This window comes from Pantoea sp. BAV 3049 (assembly GCF_009765445.1).
Taxonomy (GTDB): Bacteria; Pseudomonadota; Gammaproteobacteria; order Enterobacterales; family Enterobacteriaceae; genus Erwinia.
Genome location: NZ_WHOY01000031.1, coordinates 2838274 through 2853174, shown reverse-complemented (window position 1 = coordinate 2853174; position 14901 = coordinate 2838274). Strand labels below are relative to the sequence as shown.

Annotated in this window: 14 protein-coding genes and 1 pseudogene; 4 read left to right on the top strand and 11 right to left on the bottom strand. The window is 51.8% G+C overall.

Features of this window, described 5'->3' with window-relative positions; translation table 11 throughout:
- Positions 1–271: 271 nt before the first annotated feature.
- Positions 272–658 (top strand): annotated as a pseudogene (locus GSQ70_RS14340) (MFS transporter); the annotation flags it as partial.
- A gap of 76 nt (positions 659–734) precedes the next feature.
- Here GSQ70_RS14340 and rimO read toward each other — a convergent pair.
- Positions 735–2063, bottom strand: a complete 1329-nt coding sequence (rimO, locus tag GSQ70_RS14335; RefSeq protein ID WP_158783166.1) for a 30S ribosomal protein S12 methylthiotransferase RimO — start codon at positions 2061–2063, stop codon at positions 735–737.
- A 45-nt stretch (positions 2064–2108) separates the two neighbouring features.
- Here rimO and GSQ70_RS14330 point away from each other — a divergent pair, with 45 nt between their 5' ends.
- Both GSQ70_RS14330 and GSQ70_RS14325 read left to right on the top strand, forming a co-directional pair.
- Positions 2109–2309, top strand: a complete 201-nt coding sequence (locus tag GSQ70_RS14330) for a hypothetical protein (protein ID WP_158783165.1) — start codon at positions 2109–2111, stop codon at positions 2307–2309.
- On the top strand, positions 2293–3408 hold the full coding sequence (locus GSQ70_RS14325; RefSeq protein ID WP_158783164.1) for a PQQ-dependent sugar dehydrogenase: 1116 nt from the start codon (positions 2293–2295) through the stop codon (positions 3406–3408). Before GSQ70_RS14330 ends, GSQ70_RS14325 begins: the two co-directional genes overlap by 17 nt.
- Before the next feature lie 13 nt (positions 3409–3421).
- Here GSQ70_RS14325 and GSQ70_RS14320 read toward each other — a convergent pair whose 3' ends face one another.
- The 7 genes from GSQ70_RS14320 to GSQ70_RS14290 all read right to left on the bottom strand — a co-directional run bounded on the left by GSQ70_RS14320 (position 3422) and on the right by GSQ70_RS14290 (position 10136).
- Positions 3422–3985 carry a hypothetical protein gene (locus GSQ70_RS14320; RefSeq protein WP_158783163.1) on the bottom strand — a complete coding sequence of 188 codons (564 nt, stop codon included), beginning with the start codon at positions 3983–3985 and terminating at the stop codon, positions 3422–3424.
- Positions 3985–4992 (bottom strand): fimbria/pilus outer membrane usher protein, encoded by a 1008-nt coding sequence (locus GSQ70_RS26240; protein WP_255455439.1) that lies wholly within the window; start codon positions 4990–4992, stop codon positions 3985–3987. The genes GSQ70_RS14320 and GSQ70_RS26240 overlap by 1 nt, the downstream gene beginning before the upstream one ends.
- 10 nt (positions 4993–5002) lie before the next feature.
- The gene (locus tag GSQ70_RS26235; protein ID WP_158783161.1) at positions 5003–6253 is read right to left on the bottom strand and encodes a fimbria/pilus outer membrane usher protein; all 1251 of its coding nucleotides are present in this window, start codon (positions 6251–6253) and stop codon (positions 5003–5005) included.
- 93 nt (positions 6254–6346) lie between these two features.
- The gene (locus tag GSQ70_RS14305) at positions 6347–7036 is read right to left on the bottom strand and encodes a fimbria/pilus chaperone family protein (protein ID WP_158783160.1); all 690 of its coding nucleotides are present in this window, start codon (positions 7034–7036) and stop codon (positions 6347–6349) included.
- Positions 7037–7084: 48 nt separating this feature from the next.
- Complete coding sequence (locus GSQ70_RS14300) at positions 7085–7774, bottom strand: DUF2574 family protein (RefSeq protein WP_158783159.1); 690 nt, start codon at positions 7772–7774, stop codon at positions 7085–7087.
- Positions 7775–8098: 324 nt separating this feature from the next.
- Positions 8099–8770 (bottom strand): DUF1120 domain-containing protein, encoded by a 672-nt coding sequence (locus GSQ70_RS14295; protein ID WP_158783158.1) that lies wholly within the window; start codon positions 8768–8770, stop codon positions 8099–8101.
- A 709-nt stretch (positions 8771–9479) separates the two neighbouring features.
- Entirely contained in the window at positions 9480–10136 is a 657-nt protein-coding gene (locus GSQ70_RS14290) for an HAD family phosphatase (protein WP_158783157.1), read from the bottom strand.
- 275 nt (positions 10137–10411) lie between these two features.
- Between GSQ70_RS14290 and GSQ70_RS14285 the strand changes: the two genes are divergently transcribed.
- Positions 10412–11617 carry a serine hydrolase gene (locus GSQ70_RS14285; protein ID WP_158783156.1) on the top strand — a complete coding sequence of 402 codons (1206 nt, stop codon included), beginning with the start codon at positions 10412–10414 and terminating at the stop codon, positions 11615–11617.
- Positions 11618–11697: 80 nt separating this feature from the next.
- Here GSQ70_RS14285 and GSQ70_RS14280 read toward each other — a convergent pair whose 3' ends face one another.
- From GSQ70_RS14280 to GSQ70_RS14270, 3 genes are all read right to left on the bottom strand, one after another.
- Positions 11698–12978 (bottom strand): HAAAP family serine/threonine permease, encoded by a 1281-nt coding sequence (locus GSQ70_RS14280; protein ID WP_158783155.1) that lies wholly within the window; start codon positions 12976–12978, stop codon positions 11698–11700.
- A gap of 511 nt (positions 12979–13489) precedes the next feature.
- On the bottom strand, positions 13490–14095 hold the full coding sequence (gene ybjG, locus GSQ70_RS14275; RefSeq protein ID WP_158785319.1) for an undecaprenyl-diphosphate phosphatase: 606 nt from the start codon (positions 14093–14095) through the stop codon (positions 13490–13492).
- A 5-nt stretch (positions 14096–14100) separates the two neighbouring features.
- The gene (locus GSQ70_RS14270) at positions 14101–14835 is read right to left on the bottom strand and encodes a phosphatase PAP2 family protein (protein ID WP_158783154.1); all 735 of its coding nucleotides are present in this window, start codon (positions 14833–14835) and stop codon (positions 14101–14103) included.
- Positions 14836–14901 lie beyond the last annotated feature (66 nt).

The following is a 14901-nucleotide window of genomic DNA, read 5'->3' as shown; positions in this document are numbered from 1 at the left end:
GTTATGGGGTATTTTTCAGACTCCGTTCACAAATATTATTTATGTTCATGTATGGTAGTAGACTTTGTTTTTCGCGTATAAGTTGATCCAGATAATTTCGTTGTCAGGGATAGATTAATTATTCTCCAGGAAGGATGAAATCATGTCTGGTGTCACACGTAAGATTACAATGCCCGTCAGTATTGGTTATGGACTCACGGATATAATGGGGGGCGAAGCCTTTACTGTTATGGGTGCCTGGTTATTATTTTATTACACGACTTTTGCCGGGCTTTCGCCGAAGCGCAGGGAAGGATTTTTTGCCGCAGTAATGACGTTTTCCCGTAAAACGACCCTGGCGATAGCGACTTTTGTGATTGGCTTAGTTCTGCAGTTTGGTGGCTTGATTAAGGGAAGTCAGTTCCAACCGCAGGAGGCCATCAATACCATCGCGATTACCCTCTTTGCAGGGACTGTCGGCTTGCTGCTGCTGGCACTGTGGCAGGCATTCACATTTCACCTGAATAAGAGAACGCACAAGATCTTCGTTGATGAAATGGAGCGCCTTAAAAACCACGGTTTCCGTGAAGATGTCACTAATGAAAGCCGGGCCGTTGTCGAGGATCTAACGGGGCTGGGTTATGAAGAGGTGTGGCCAGTTAAGGTGACGGACCAATAGTGGGGGCTGCAAAGCAAACCAAGGGTATTATCGGTAGCGACCAGCCCGCTGGCTAAGAAAGCGGGCTGGACGGACATCAGAGCTTAGTGGCCCAGAGGTCGTACTCGTCAGCATTCTCCACGCGCGCGCGGATCACATCGCCCGGTTTGACGTTTTTCTCACCGTTCAGGTAAACCGCACCGTCGATTTCCGGGGCATCCGCCATGCTGCGGCCGATAGCGCCTTCTTCATCCACTTCATCAATGATCACCAGAATATCGCGGCCGACTTTCTCCTGCAGGCGGCTGGCAGAAATCGCCTGCTGCAACTGCATAAAGCGGTCATAACGCTCTTCCTTAACGGATTCAGGCACCTGATCGGGCAGATCGTTAGCCGTGGCGCCTTCCACCGGGCTGTATTTGAAGCAGCCCACGCGATCCAGTCGGGCTTCCTGCAGGAAGTCGAGCAGCATCTGGAAGTCTTCTTCCGTTTCGCCCGGGAAGCCGACGATAAAGGTCGAACGCAGCGTCAGCTCCGGACAGATTTCACGCCAGCGTTTGATGCGCTCCAGCGTGCGCTCTACGGCACCCGGACGCTTCATCAGCTTCAGAATACGCGGGCTGGCGTGCTGCAGGGGAATATCCAGATACGGCAGGATTTTGCCCTCCGCCATCAGTGGAATAACGTCATCCACGTGCGGATAAGGATAAACGTAGTGCAGGCGCACCCAGACGCCCAGCTTCGCCAGCTGCTCGCACAGGCTGACCATGCTGGTTTTTACCGGCGATCCGTTCCAGAAACCGGTGCGGTGCTTCACGTCCACACCGTAGGCCGAAGTATCCTGAGAAATCACCAGCAGCTCTTTCACTCCGGCTTCCACCAGGCGCTTGGCTTCATCCAGTACTGAGCCAATCGGACGGCTGTCCAGATCGCCACGCATGGAAGGGATGATGCAGAAGGTGCAGCGATGGTTGCAGCCTTCAGAAATTTTCAGGTAGGCATAGTGACGCGGCGTCAGTTTTACGCCCTGTTCCGGCACCAGGCTGAGGAACGGGTTGTGCTGAGGCTTGGGCACATACTGATGCACGTGCGACAGCACCTGCTCGTAGCTGTGCGGTCCGGTGATCTCCAGCACGCGAGGATGCACTTCGCGGATCTGGTTCTCTTTTGCGCCCAGGCAGCCGGTGACAATCACCTTGCCGTTTTCATTCAGCGCTTCGCCAATCGCTTCCAGCGACTCCTGCACGGCGCTGTCAATAAAGCCGCAGGTGTTGACGATAACGATCTCCGCGTCATCATAACGCGGCACCACTTCGTATCCTTCCGTACGCAACTCGGTGAGGATCCTTTCAGAGTCGACGAGGTTTTTGGGGCAGCCCAGCGAGACGAAACCGACGCGGGGAGCCATTGTTGTATTTTGCGACATTACTCATTTCCAGTTCAGCACAGCAATTTGCGCGGGATTTTACCGATGTCGAAGCAAAATTTATACAGCAATATGAAGAGTGCGGACATTCACATTTTAACCCTGAGAATGGCAAAGCCTCATCTGACCGCTATGCTTCAGAAGTCTCTCCCTGTTTTCCGCGATTATACCGATAAGCGGATGCAAAACAGCGTGCTGTATCTGGAGGCGCAATCGCAGGAGGGAAGATATGTCGCGTTTAGTTAAAGGCTGTTTGCTGGCTGGTTGCCTTCTGCTGGGTCAGCAGGCGCTGGCTGCCAGTGTTACTGTCGAACAGTTGCAGAAAGGGCTGGATCATCCCTGGGCAGTGGCCTTTCTGCCCGATAATCAGGGGCTGCTGATCACTGAGCGTTCCGGTCAGCTGCGCCGCTGGCAGGCCGGGAAAGGGCTATCGCCACCGATCGGCGGTGTGCCAAAAGTCTGGGCGCACCGTCAGGGAGGGCTGCTGGATGTGGCTCTGGCACCTGATTTTGCCCAAAGCCGCCATGTTTATCTCAGCTATACGGAAGCCGACAGCGCTGGACGGGCAGGCGGAGTGGTGGGATACGGTACGCTGAACAAAGAGAACAGCCAGCTCAGCGACTTTAAAGTGATCCTGCAGCAGGAACCTAAACTCTCCAGCGGGGCAAATCTGGGGTCGCGGCTGGCATTCGATCGTCAGGGCTCTCTGTGGATAGCCTTCGGTGACAACTTCCAGGCCGAAAGCGCGCAGAACACGGAGGCGCTGACCGGCAAAATCATCCGGCTCAATGCCGATGGCAGCATTCCGAAAGATAATCCTTTTGTCGGTAAAAAAAATGCCAGAGCGGAAGTCTGGAGCTACGGCATGCGTAATCCGCAGGGGCTGGCGCTGAATCCCTGGACGAGTGAAATGTGGGAAACGGAGCACGGTCCACGGGGTGGGGATGAGGTGAATATTCCCCGTAAAGGCATGAACTACGGCTGGCCGATCGCCACCTGGGGGATCGATTACAGCGGTGAGAAAGTGCCGGGTTCAAAAGGGGGAAAAGTCCCCGGAACGGAACAGCCCGTTTTCTACTGGAAAGTTTCGCCGGCCGTCAGCGGCATGGCGTTTTATGACAGCGACCGCTTCAGTGAGTGGAAAAACTCGCTGTTCGTCGGGGCGCTGAAAGAGAAAAGCCTGATCCACCTGACGGTAAATGGTGAGCATCTGGTGGAGAAAGAGCGTCTGTTAAAAGATCGCGGAGAGCGTATCCGCGATGTGCGCACAGGACCGGATGGCTATCTCTACGTGCTGACGGACGACAGTGACGGCAAGCTGCTGAAAGTCGGGCTGAGTCGATAACAATGGCGCTGGCCTATTCCGTATCGCTGACGATGAAGTTGCCGTTTAACTGCCAGCTTTGCCTGTCGCTGACGCGGGTCTGACCGGCAGGCAGATAAGTGCTGATGGCCACTTTAGCCCGCAGTGAGGAGCCGGAAAGGCGGGTACCTTCCCGCCAGAAGGTCAGACGCTTATCGGCAGCCAGGATTATCGCCTGGCTGCGGTCTGTTCCGGCGAGATTACTGGCAATCTCTGCCGGTTGATTATCCACGGAGGCATCATAGAGTTTCAGCACGGCTTTTCCTGAACGGCCAAAACTATAGCTCTGGCTGTCCCGCGCTGGCGCAATGAACTGCAGGCTGAGCGGAGCCGGACGATCGCAGGTGATGTTGACATCAATAATCCGCTCTTCACCCAGGCTTAATTCCGCAGCCGTCAGCTCGTTCCCGTTTTGCTGCAGCAAATCGCCCCGGGTTTGCGATCCATAATCAATTACAGCATCGCTCAACTGAACTGAGCACTCAGCATGGGCGAGCGGTAAACCGGCAATGCTCAGCAACAGAACGAGCAGCGAGTGGCGAACGGGCTGGGTTTTCATTATTCACATCTCGCTGTCAGAGCGGCGTAAAGGGTATCCGGCATGTATTGCCAGGGGCTGTTCAGTTCAATCCGGCAACGGGTGCCTGTTGTGGTCTGGCCAAAGAGAGCACCCTCGGGCAGATCGTCAAAAAAGATGGTTTTATCTTCATTCACGAAGGCAACCAGCTCAGCCTGGTCATTTTTGACCGGCGATCCCGGAGCCAGCTGCACGCCCGGCACGAATGAAACCAGCGCGCGGCGCACTTCGTGGGCCGGTAAACTGATCGGCAGGACGGCACCACGGTAAGGGGTAACTTCAGCAATACCACTCTGCACCTGAACATTTTTTTTCAGGCTGCGGGTGTTGATTTGCACGGTATTCTTTTGCCAGGGTGTCCACGAGGCGATGGCGTAGCCCTGACGGTCGGTCCACACTTTGCCCCGTGGTGTGGTGATTTCCACATCCGCCTGGTTGCTGTTAAGCGAAATGATGCCAAACGTATCGGAAACCTGGCGTGGGGTGAAGGTGAGCCCTTCACTGTGCACTACCGCTCCTCCGCGCGCGCCCAGGGAATAACTGTTGCTGTCGCCTTTCGAAACGCTGCCGTTTAGCTTGCTGTATTTACTGGTCCAGGTCGCTGCGGCGGATACGGACGGATCGCGTTGTGAACGTTTCTCGCTGTTCATGTTCCAGGTCAGCTTTTCATTGACCGTCTGATCAAAGCCAACACCATAGCGAGACTGGTTGTGAGTATTGCTGGCCCAGCTTCTGAGGCTGAGGTTTTCGCCCAGCGGGATGGAAAGGTTCAGATAGAGATAACGATTGTCATAGCCTCTGCCGTCAGTGGTCAGTCGGTTTTTCTGCAGGCCAACGTTAATATTGGTGCGGCCAATGCTTTTTCCCCAATTCATCACGTAACCGATGACATCGGAAGAACGGTAGTTGTGCGTTACGGTGCCAGAGAGCGACAGGCTTCCCAGTACGGGATGGCTATAGCTCAAACCCGTGGAATACTGCGTTTTGATCTGCCCCGTTTCAGCGATAAGTCATGGCGCTGCCCGGTTCCAGGAAATTTTTGCTGTAAAAACTTGCCACGGCGTTTGCCGATAAATGCCCGGTTACGGGATAAGCCAGTGAAGCCTGGTTTTTAATTCCTTTAACGTGACCGCTTTGCTCCTGGCTGTCTTTCGCCAGTGAAAGGGTCTGGGTCAGGGTGCTCAGGAGGGTCTCTGTCAGCCTGATGTCGGCTCGCCAGGCTGCTGACTGATAATCCTGACTGACCAATCCTCCGCTCACCAGCGAGAGTCGGGTATTCTGATAAACGCCTGCAGAAGCTGTAGCCAGCGGGAATTTCTCAGAACTTAAACGCAGTTGACCTGCTGCGAGGCTCAATCCCGTTGAGCTGAATACCCTCGCGGTTCTTGCCTGAACATAGGGGATAATCTGCTGCTGTTCGCCACCGGCATCGTCCCGGATTTTGAGGATAAAATCGTCCTGACGATTGAGCACCGGAATATCTTCCAGCGTCACAGCCCCAGCCGGGAGACGAAAAGATTTTAGCAGGATATCCCGCTGCCAGACTTCAACGGTTGCCGCCAGCGGGATAACAGTATCAATCGTTGCGTGGTTACTCCCGCCCTGCAGCGCCATTTCCGGAAACAGCTGTGCCCCGGTCAGGTTAATGCCGCCGAAAACCGGATCATTAGTCGAGATCTCCCCGGCCTGGAGTACCGAAGAGAGGTTGGTAAAGGTCTTTTGGGTATAGGTATAAAGGCGGGAAAAATCTTTCTTCCCTCCCCAGGTGGAAAAACTCTGTCCGCTGCGTACTATCCAGTCATTAAAGTTGATGCCTGCTTCGCTGGTCAGCGTCTGATTGGTGGCGCTATTAGCGGACTGCCGCTGATAACGATAAACATTAGCGTCGTAATTCAGGATCAGCGCTTTGCCACCTGAGGCGTAATGCAGCCGATCCTGTAACCCGTCAGGCGGCACTTTTAATTCCAGGCTGTTTCTGTCCGGATGCTCAATGACAGTGATGTTATTCTCAGGGGCAGGAATCAGACAGTCACTCTCTGCCGCGGACGTGAAAGCGCGCGGGGTAATCCCCAGCTCTTCCAGGAGGGCGCTGGACCAGCAGGCTTTGCCCTGGCGATCAAAAGTCAAGTCTTTGCTGCCTTTCTGCTGGCCGTTAATAATAAGGGTGACCTGATGATGACCGGGGAGAAAATGGGCTTCTTCCGCCAGCAAATCCCCAACGGAATCATCATAGCCAAGATCGCGTAGCATCTCCCGATCAAAACTATCTTTTGCAAATGCATGACATGACAGGAGCAGGCTGCAAAAGAACACTGTTTTTTTCATCAGGATTATGGGCGCGATTTACAAGGAAATAACATATGGTGTGGTCAGCACACCAAAGCGAGTCACCGGATGGATACGGATCTCTTTAATCTTGCTGGCATCCGATTCCTTCAGGGAAAGCAGAACCTTCTCACCGGGAAGAAGGTAGGTTTTTTTCAGGCTGATGCTGTTTTTCGACGGTAAAAGATCGATCTTATCGGTCATCCTGACGATATACTTTGAAGGATTTTCCACCTGAATAGTTTGGCCGTTGCGCTGCCATTTCAGTAACTTCCATGGCTCCAGATTTTGCGGCAGGCTCGCCGGTGAGATAATGACCGGGATATTCTGACCGATAAGAATTCGGGTACGATTTTGTTTACCGTTATCTTGCGGCACGGAAATAAAATTAATCCGCTGCATGCGCTGCTTGTCCAGCATCACGCCCTGTTTCAGCATCACGCGAACCTGCTGCTTCTGTCCGGCATTTACGCGGGCCAGTTGCGGGGTGATAATTAACAGGTTCTCCCGGTCTTCAGGAATGGTTTGCAGGCTGCTGTGCAACAAAGCCAGGGAGCTGTCAGTATTCTGAACATTGATGGTGGCTTCGCGACCGCCATCATCGAGAAACAGGGCCGGGACTTCTGGCCTCATTCCGGCGGCCTGCGCAGTATTCAGCAACAGCGGGAAAAGCAATAGTGCAGAGAAGAGTTTCGATAATGTTGTCATTTTCTGACTCGTAAAATAGCGAAGGGCTGTCGTCTCTCGCCAGAAGGATTATAAATACACCAGCGAGAAGGTGACATTGCCGTCAATGTCTACTTTTTCACCCCCCGGATAATGGTCGGCTTTCTTTAAAACCAGGAGCGAAGATATTTCAAACGTGGCATTGGTCACTGTGGTGGGGGCCGTATCTCCGCTGCTGGCAGCTAAAGCGAAATAACTGTTTTTTTCCAGTGGTATTGGCGTAGCCTGGGAAATCGTTTTGGCTGTCCAGCTGCTCTTGTCGCTGCTGCTCAACAGGTTGTTGTTGCTTGTGCCATCAGCCGTGGCTGAGGCAACTGCCAGAGCGAGCATCCCCACCTTTTTACCGGCAGAATCATTGCCAATACCAAAAATATTCGCATCAGTCATCGACGTTATATCTATCTTCATTTCCGAACTTACCTCAGCTTTTGTCATCGCTGAAGCCGAACGGTTATCAGTAGTCTGTATCGCTACTGCAGAGGCTGCGTCGCAGGCAACAGATAAGGTACTGTTTCCTGGCTCGAATTGATTAACATCGTTGGTCAGGCTCGATGCCGCTATATTTCCTGCGCTCAGAGAGGTATTACTCAGTGACACTTCACAGGTTGCAGGGGTGATCGTCCCGGTAATTGCCAGCGTGGCGGTATCTGCTGAAAAAGCAGAAAGGCTTAATATACTTGCCGCTAATGCGATAGCCGACGCAATAACTAATTTACGCATGAGTAATTTTCTCCATTTAATTACTTCTTTTTAACATGATGGCTATTTTTTTTTGCATCAGGTTGTTCATGGACTCTTCCATTACGGATTTTTATCAACGGATTCCTTGCCCGGATGGCTATCGTTACATACCTCATCTTAATAAAAGTTAAATGCGGTATTGTTTTTTGATAGCGTGTATTTATATCGGTTAATTTGGTCAGTTATGTCCTTTTTCTGCAGAATGAAATAATGCCAGCTTCTCTGGCATTATGGTATTTGTGAAAATAAAATTAAGTTAATTAACCTTGAGAATGTTAGCCTCAAATTACTGCAACGATCTGTTTACAAATACACTACAGAGAAGGTGACGCTACCGTTAATTTTGACCTCTTCGCCGGCCGGGTAGGCTGAACCTTGTTTCAGATAGATTCGTGGAGAAAGAGTCAGGGTCGCTTCAGTAAAGCTGTCCGGTGTGGTACCGCCCGCATTAGTGGTCAGTGCAACATAGCCATTTTTAGCCAGCAAATAACTATTGCCTTGAGAAGTCCAGCTGGATTTATCCGTACTGGCCAGCACTGTTGCGGCAGTACCGTCAATGTTGGCTGCGGTAATCACTAACTGCAATGATCCGATTTTCCCATCAGCGGAATCCGTCCCCAGACCGAAAATGTTTTGGTCCACGCCAGGCAAAGTCAGTGCAGAAACAGTCTGGAAGTCGGCATTGGTATAGGCACTTGCTGCACGATCGTCGGTGGTTCGCAGTGCGATCTGGCTTGCGGCATCACAGCTGACTGATAACGATTGATAGTCCTGAGTATAATCGTTGGCTTTTGTCAGGAGCTCGGTGGCAGGGATATTCCCCAGATCCACAGAGGAAGCACTCAGCGCGACATCGCAGGTGGTGGGGGTAATAGTGCCTGTCACAGCCATCGTCGCCGTATCAGCAGCTGAGGCAGTAAAGGACATTGTGGCAACAGCCAGCGTGAGGGCTGAAGCGAGTAATGAAATACGCACAGTAATTTTCTCCATTTAATTACTTGTTTTGAAAAATGAGTTGAAAAAATTTCTGATTTACAGAGATGCCGTGGCATCCTCCTCAGATTGTGCAGATTGCAAAAGAGAGAAATCCTTTCAATGCTGTCAGCCTGACCTCTCTGGTCGTGCTGGAAGTATTGCGCTTTTACTCCTGCTGGTATTCTTAAAGCGTCTCTCCGGAGGGGAAACTTAACGGGTACAATGAAGTTTTTATTTTTTTAATAATTTTATGTTTTATATCGATTTTTCACTGCATCTTCTGACAGAAGATAGTCACCCATGCAATTATACAGTGCCTGTTTTACACAGGTTGATTTCAGCGAGATGTTTATAACTGGTCATCAGGATTAAAGAAAAAACAATGTTTCGGTTAAAGCAGTACTGAAACTGTCATTATGCAAATGGTGAGCATAAGGGCTACCGAACCAATTAATAAAGTGCGTACGGTCATCATGGTAATTCTCTCCTTTTAATTACTTATCTGTGTGTGTAGAGGTAATGCCTCGGGTCAGGATAAAACGTATCTTTGATAACTCATTAAGCCTCGTTGATGATTAAAAGCGGCCTCATGACTTGAAACTTAAAGTCAGTAAACTGAAATATGTAAAAAACCGGGCACTTTAAAAGAAGTGCCCGTGAGGGAGAGTAGAGGGAAGGGACTGAGATGAGGGTAAAACGATACTCCCGCTTATCGCATCCAGCGGCAAACTTCCCAGCCGCGCTGTTTTGCTAACTGGTGTAAGCTTTCACTCGGGTTAATAACATGGGCGTGGTCGGCATGTTCCAGCATCGGTAAATCGTTCATCGAATCACTGTAAGCCCAGGTATGATTAAACCGGACATCCTCCTGTACCGACAACCAGTCATTGAGTCGCGTGACCTTGCCCTCTTTATAAGTCATGGTGCCATAGGTCTGGCCACTGTAGCGGTCATCGATAATTTCCACACCAATTGCCAGCGCGGCATGGGCACCCAGTTGCAGAGCAATCGGTGTCACCAGATGTTCACCGCTGGCAGAGACCAGAATAATGGTATCGCCGCGCTCCTGGTGCCAGGCCATTCTTTCGCGGGCTGAGGGGTAAACTCTTGGCATGATGTCGCGGTGGATAAAACGTCTTATCCAGCCCGCTACCGTCAGCGTCGCCATTCCTGCCAGCGGGGACAGCGTGGTATTCATATACTCTTCCATCGACAGCGACCCCCGGTAGTACTGGGTCATCAGCGCTCTCTCCTGCTCTATCAGCGCCTCCGGGGCAAATCCCTGGGAGACCAGCCAGCGTAACCAAAGGCCGGTGCTGTCTTCACAGATAACCGTCTCATCAAGATCGAACAGGGCTAAATCCATCGTTAGTACTCCTCTGGCAACCTGTATTCAGGTTAGCGGAATTTTGTGACCGGCTTAACTGTTCTGCGAAAAATCGGAATTTCACCTGGCACAGCTGACGCGGAAGTGCCAAAAAAAGGCCGCCAGCGGCGGCATATCCCAGATTTATCTAATAAACTTCAAAAAACTTTACGGTAAAGCTGTTCTTTTTCAGCTTCAGAAGCGTTAGCGTAGGTGGGTCTGTGCCCGCCAGCACCAGAAATATTTATCTTTCAAATGGATACTTGGGTCTTGCCATGATGAAAACTCGCCTTTCCGCCGGTCTTGCTCCACTGGCTGCCTCACTTTCACTGCTCCTGATCGTCGTCTCTCCTGCCCGGGCTGAAAACGCCCCCGCACCACCCCAGATTGATGCCAAAGCGTGGATCCTGATGGATTACCACAGTGGCAAAGTCCTGACTGAATCCAATGCGGACGATCGCCTTGACCCGGCCAGCCTGACCAAAATGATGGCCAGCTATGTGATCGGCCAGGCGATTAAAGCCGGGAAGATCACCAATGACGATATGGTAACGGTCGGTAAGGATGCATGGGCCACCGGCAACCCGATTCTGCAGGGTTCATCGCTGATGTTTCTCAAGCCTGGCGACCGTATCCCGGTTTCTGAACTGAATAAAGGCATTGTTATCCAGTCGGGTAATGACGCGAGTATTGCACTGGCCGATTACGTGGCCGGTAGCCAGGACTCGTTTGTCAGCCTGATGAATAACTATGTGCAGGCGCTTGGCCTGAAAAATACCCACTTCAGGACGGTGCATGGGCTGGATTCGGAGGGGCAGTACAGTACAGCTCGTGATATGGCGTTGCTCGGTCAGGCGCTCATCCGTGATGTGCCAGCCGAGTATGCGCTGCATAAAGAGAAAGAATTCACCTTTAACCGTATCAAACAGTACAACCGTAACCGTCTACTCTGGAGCAGCAATCTGCACGTGGACGGTATCAAAACCGGTCATACCAATGGCGCAGGGAATAATCTGGTGGCCTCAGCAACCGACGGCGATCAGCGCTTAATCTCAGTGGTGCTCGGTGCGGCAACGGATGCGATCCGCTTCCGTGAGAGTGAAAAACTGCTGACGTGGGGCTTCCGTTTTTATGAAACGGTGACGCCGATTAAAGCCGATAAGCCTTTCTCAACGCAGCGCGTGTGGTACGGCGATAAAAATGAGGTCAACCTTGGCGTGGCTAACGATGCTTCTGTCACGCTGCCAAAGGGACAAATGAAAAACCTCAAGGCCAGCTTTACGCTGTCGCAGCCACAGCTGACCGCGCCACTTAAAAAGAATCAGGTGGTAGGGATTATCAATTTCCAGTTGGAGGGTAAAACCATTGAACAGCGGCCGCTGGTGGTGATGGAGAATGTGAACGAGGGCGGGTTCTTCAGCCGCATCTGGGATTTCGTGATGATGAAAATGAATGGCTGGTTCGGGAAATGGTTTTCCTGACGGAGTCGCGCTCGTTTCGTGCCAATATTGTTTAACTGATTTCAGGGGCTGGGTTGATACTCAGCCCCTTTTCTTTGGGATCAGAACAGGTCGAAAGTAATCGCGGAGATGGCAATCAGGCCGATCAGCACCACAAAGACGTTGCTGATTTTACCGCTGTACTGACGCATCGCCGGAACCTTGTTGATGGCATACATCGGCATCAGGAACAGCAGCACCGCAATCACCGGCCCGCCCAGCGTTTCGATCATACCCAGGATGCTCGGGTTCAGCGTTGCCACCAGCCAGGTGGTGATCAGCATAAAGATGGCGGTCACGCCGTTCAGCCTGCTTTCCGGCAGCTTTTTGCCTTTTTCTCCCATAGCCTTAACGATCAGGCCATTAAAACCTTCACGCGCGCCAAGATAGTGGCCGAGGAACGATTTGGTGATGGCTACCATCGCAATAATCGGTGCCATCCATGCCATCAGCGGCGTGTCAAAGTGGTTAGCAAGGTACGAGAGGATCGAAATATTCTGTGCTTTCGCTTCCGCCAGATTCTCCGGTGACAGGCTGAGAACGCAGCTGAACACGAAGAACATCACCGTCACCACCATCATCAGATGGCTGCGCAGCAAAATGCGTGAACATTTTTGCTCTGCACCGTCGCCGTACTCCTGACGTTTTGCCACGGCAAAAGCAGAGATAATCGGGGAGTGGTTAAACGAGAACACCATTACCGGGATCGCCAGCCACAGCGTCATCCATAAGCTACTGCCGGAACCGCTCAGGCTGGCATGTTCAAAGATTGAGCTGTTCCAGTGCGGGATCAGGAACAGCGCCAGTGCCATCAGCACCAGCACGAACGGGTAGACCAGCACGCTCATGGTTTTGACAATTATCTCTTTGCCGAAGCGAACAATGGTCATCAGTCCGACAATCAGGATCAGCGCCAGCAGGGCGCGCGGCGGTGCCTGCAGATGCAGCTGATGGGTCAGGAAGCTTTCCACTGTATTGGTGATTGCCACACTGTAAACCAGCAGTATCGGATAGATAGCAAAGAAGTAGAGCAGGGTAAGCAGCTTACCGGCACCGGCACCGAAATGTTCTTCCACTACGCCGGTGATATCTTCGCCTGCTTCACGGCCGGACAGCACAAAGCGGCACAGGCCACGGTGAGCAAAGAAGGTCATCGGGAAGGCGAGCAGGGCCATAATAATCAGTGGGACCAGTCCGCCGATACCGGCATTAATCGGTAAAAACAGCACGCCAGCCCCAATCGCCGTGCCATACAGGCCCAGCATCCACATTGTATCGCTTTTACGCCAGCTGGTTGAATCGACAACGTCCTGTGTCAGCGTAACGGCTTCAGATGATTCCATGACTTTCTCCGGATTGAAAACAATAAAGTAAATAAAGCCGGGCGCAGGCTGAATACAGCCACGCAGCGTGATTTAATTTAGGGCTCTGTATCAGACGGCGACACTCTACCATCTGGCAGAGAAGAAGGAAGTGGAAGATCGGCGCTTTCTGGCGATCGTAATCACAGTTATGAAATTATTATCAGAGTTATGCGCTATCTCTGTTTTTTAATGCAGGTTCATATTCTGGTATATCGTCTTTCTGGTGGTTATTTAAACTGCATTGTGACCGGCGTGCATTGTATAAATTTCAATTTTCTGTTTAAAAAACAACCAGTAATTTAAATTTAAGTTGTTTATTATCATTACGTTGCGTAATTCTTCTGCGTCAGGTTGTTTGCGAATTATCCATTTGCGCAACGAATCAATACTATTTCCTTTTTTTACCATGATGTTGCGCAATAATTCTGGCGGTAATTGAAAAATAAAAAAGGGTGGAATCATATCCACCCTGGCTATGCGCAACAGTTATTTAATCACGAACCCAACCTTTGCGGATTGGCAGGGCGAACAATAACCGGTAAACGGACGAAATATTTTGCAATAAGCGACGTCCACAGAAATACCATGCCACCTGCGCAAACAGGCAGGAGAGCATGCCAACCAGCAGTCCGCCGATCATATCCATCGGCCAGTGAACGCCAAGATAAACGCGCGACCAGGCGATCGCCGTACCGACCAGCATCAGCACCACGCCTGACCAGGCACGATGCCAGCAGAGGAAAGCAATGGCGAAGGTGAAGATAGCCGTGCCGTGGTCGCTGGGGTAGGAGTCATCCGGCGCATGCGACAGGAACTGATGACCCAGACCGATAACGAAGGGGCGCGGATGCGGGAACAGATTGCCAATACACCAGGAAATGGCCAGCGCATAAATCAGGGCAATGCCGGTTTTCAGCACCAGCACCCGTTGCGAGGTGAGCTGGCTTCCAGGTCCCCACAACCACAGTGCAACGATCAGCAGGGGCACGATGGCGATCAAATCCCGTGCGATAAAAGTTGCCAGTGAAATCAGCCAGCCTGGTGATTCAGGCGTGGCATTGACCCAGAGAAACAGCATCCGGTTCAACTCTTCCAGCATGGTTATTTCCTCGTCTTGTTCAGCAGATACGACACGCATCCGAAAGTAAAACATTGGCTCAGCCAGACCCACCAGCCAGCCCATAAATTGTGGGAAAGAAAATGCGCGCCGCGCATCATCTGGCCATAACCCATCAACATACCCAGCGCGGCACCGGCGAAAAAGCACAGCCATGCCAGCCGGGGACGCTGCGGACAGAACCAGAAAAACAACGCCATTACGCCAAAGCCGCTGGATGCATGGCCTCCGGGGAAGCAGCGCCCGGGACCGCTGTCCAGCGGAATGGCGGAAAACAGCGGGTACGACACCGCTTTGCCACCAAACTCAATCAAGTCCCAGGGACAGGAGTGTGCGCTGGTGGCCTTCAGGATGCCGACGACCAGTGGGCCGACGCCGGTCAGCAAAGCAACCAGCACCAGGCGACAATTCCGCCTGATTACGCCTGTCACCAGCGCGATGACCGCCATGGCAATCACTGCATCTTTGGCTATGCGATGGTTAATCAGGTCCAGCCAGAAATTTTCCTTCCAGGGAAACTGCTGTGAAACCGGGTCAAACCACATCCGGGACAGGGCAAAATCCCACGTCTCGTTACGGAACACCCAGGTGAAGGCCAAACCGGTCACCGCCAGCAATATCAGCTGGATAAGATAAAAGCGTCGGGGAAGAAGATAAATAGCATTGTTCCTGGTTGAACCAGTGATTGAGCTTTCGTTAAGACTTGATGATGTTTTCATGACGACCGGATGAAGGTGAATGCAGCTGCGCATGGTGCTGAAAAGCGATTAAGGAAACATTAAGAG

Coding starts and splice junctions, on each gene's coding strand:
- rimO (WP_158783166.1), bottom strand. CDS start 2,063: ATGTCGCAAAATACAACAATGGCTCCCCGCGTCGGTTTCGTCTCGCTG.
- GSQ70_RS14330 (WP_158783165.1), top strand. CDS start 2,109: ATGTCGAAGCAAAATTTATACAGCAATATGAAGAGTGCGGACATTCAC.
- GSQ70_RS14325 (WP_158783164.1), top strand. CDS start 2,293: ATGTCGCGTTTAGTTAAAGGCTGTTTGCTGGCTGGTTGCCTTCTGCTG.
- GSQ70_RS14320 (WP_158783163.1), bottom strand. CDS start 3,985: ATGAAAACCCAGCCCGTTCGCCACTCGCTGCTCGTTCTGTTGCTGAGC.
- GSQ70_RS26235 (WP_158783161.1), bottom strand. CDS start 6,253: ATGCTACGCGATCTTGGCTATGATGATTCCGTTGGGGATTTGCTGGCG.
- GSQ70_RS14305 (WP_158783160.1), bottom strand. CDS start 7,036: ATGACAACATTATCGAAACTCTTCTCTGCACTATTGCTTTTCCCGCTG.
- GSQ70_RS14300 (WP_158783159.1), bottom strand. CDS start 7,774: ATGCGTAAATTAGTTATTGCGTCGGCTATCGCATTAGCGGCAAGTATA.
- GSQ70_RS14290 (WP_158783157.1), bottom strand. CDS start 10,136: ATGGATTTAGCCCTGTTCGATCTTGATGAGACGGTTATCTGTGAAGAC.
- GSQ70_RS14285 (WP_158783156.1), top strand. CDS start 10,412: ATGATGAAAACTCGCCTTTCCGCCGGTCTTGCTCCACTGGCTGCCTCA.
- GSQ70_RS14280 (WP_158783155.1), bottom strand. CDS start 12,978: ATGGAATCATCTGAAGCCGTTACGCTGACACAGGACGTTGTCGATTCA.
- GSQ70_RS14270 (WP_158783154.1), bottom strand. CDS start 14,835: ATGAAAACATCATCAAGTCTTAACGAAAGCTCAATCACTGGTTCAACC.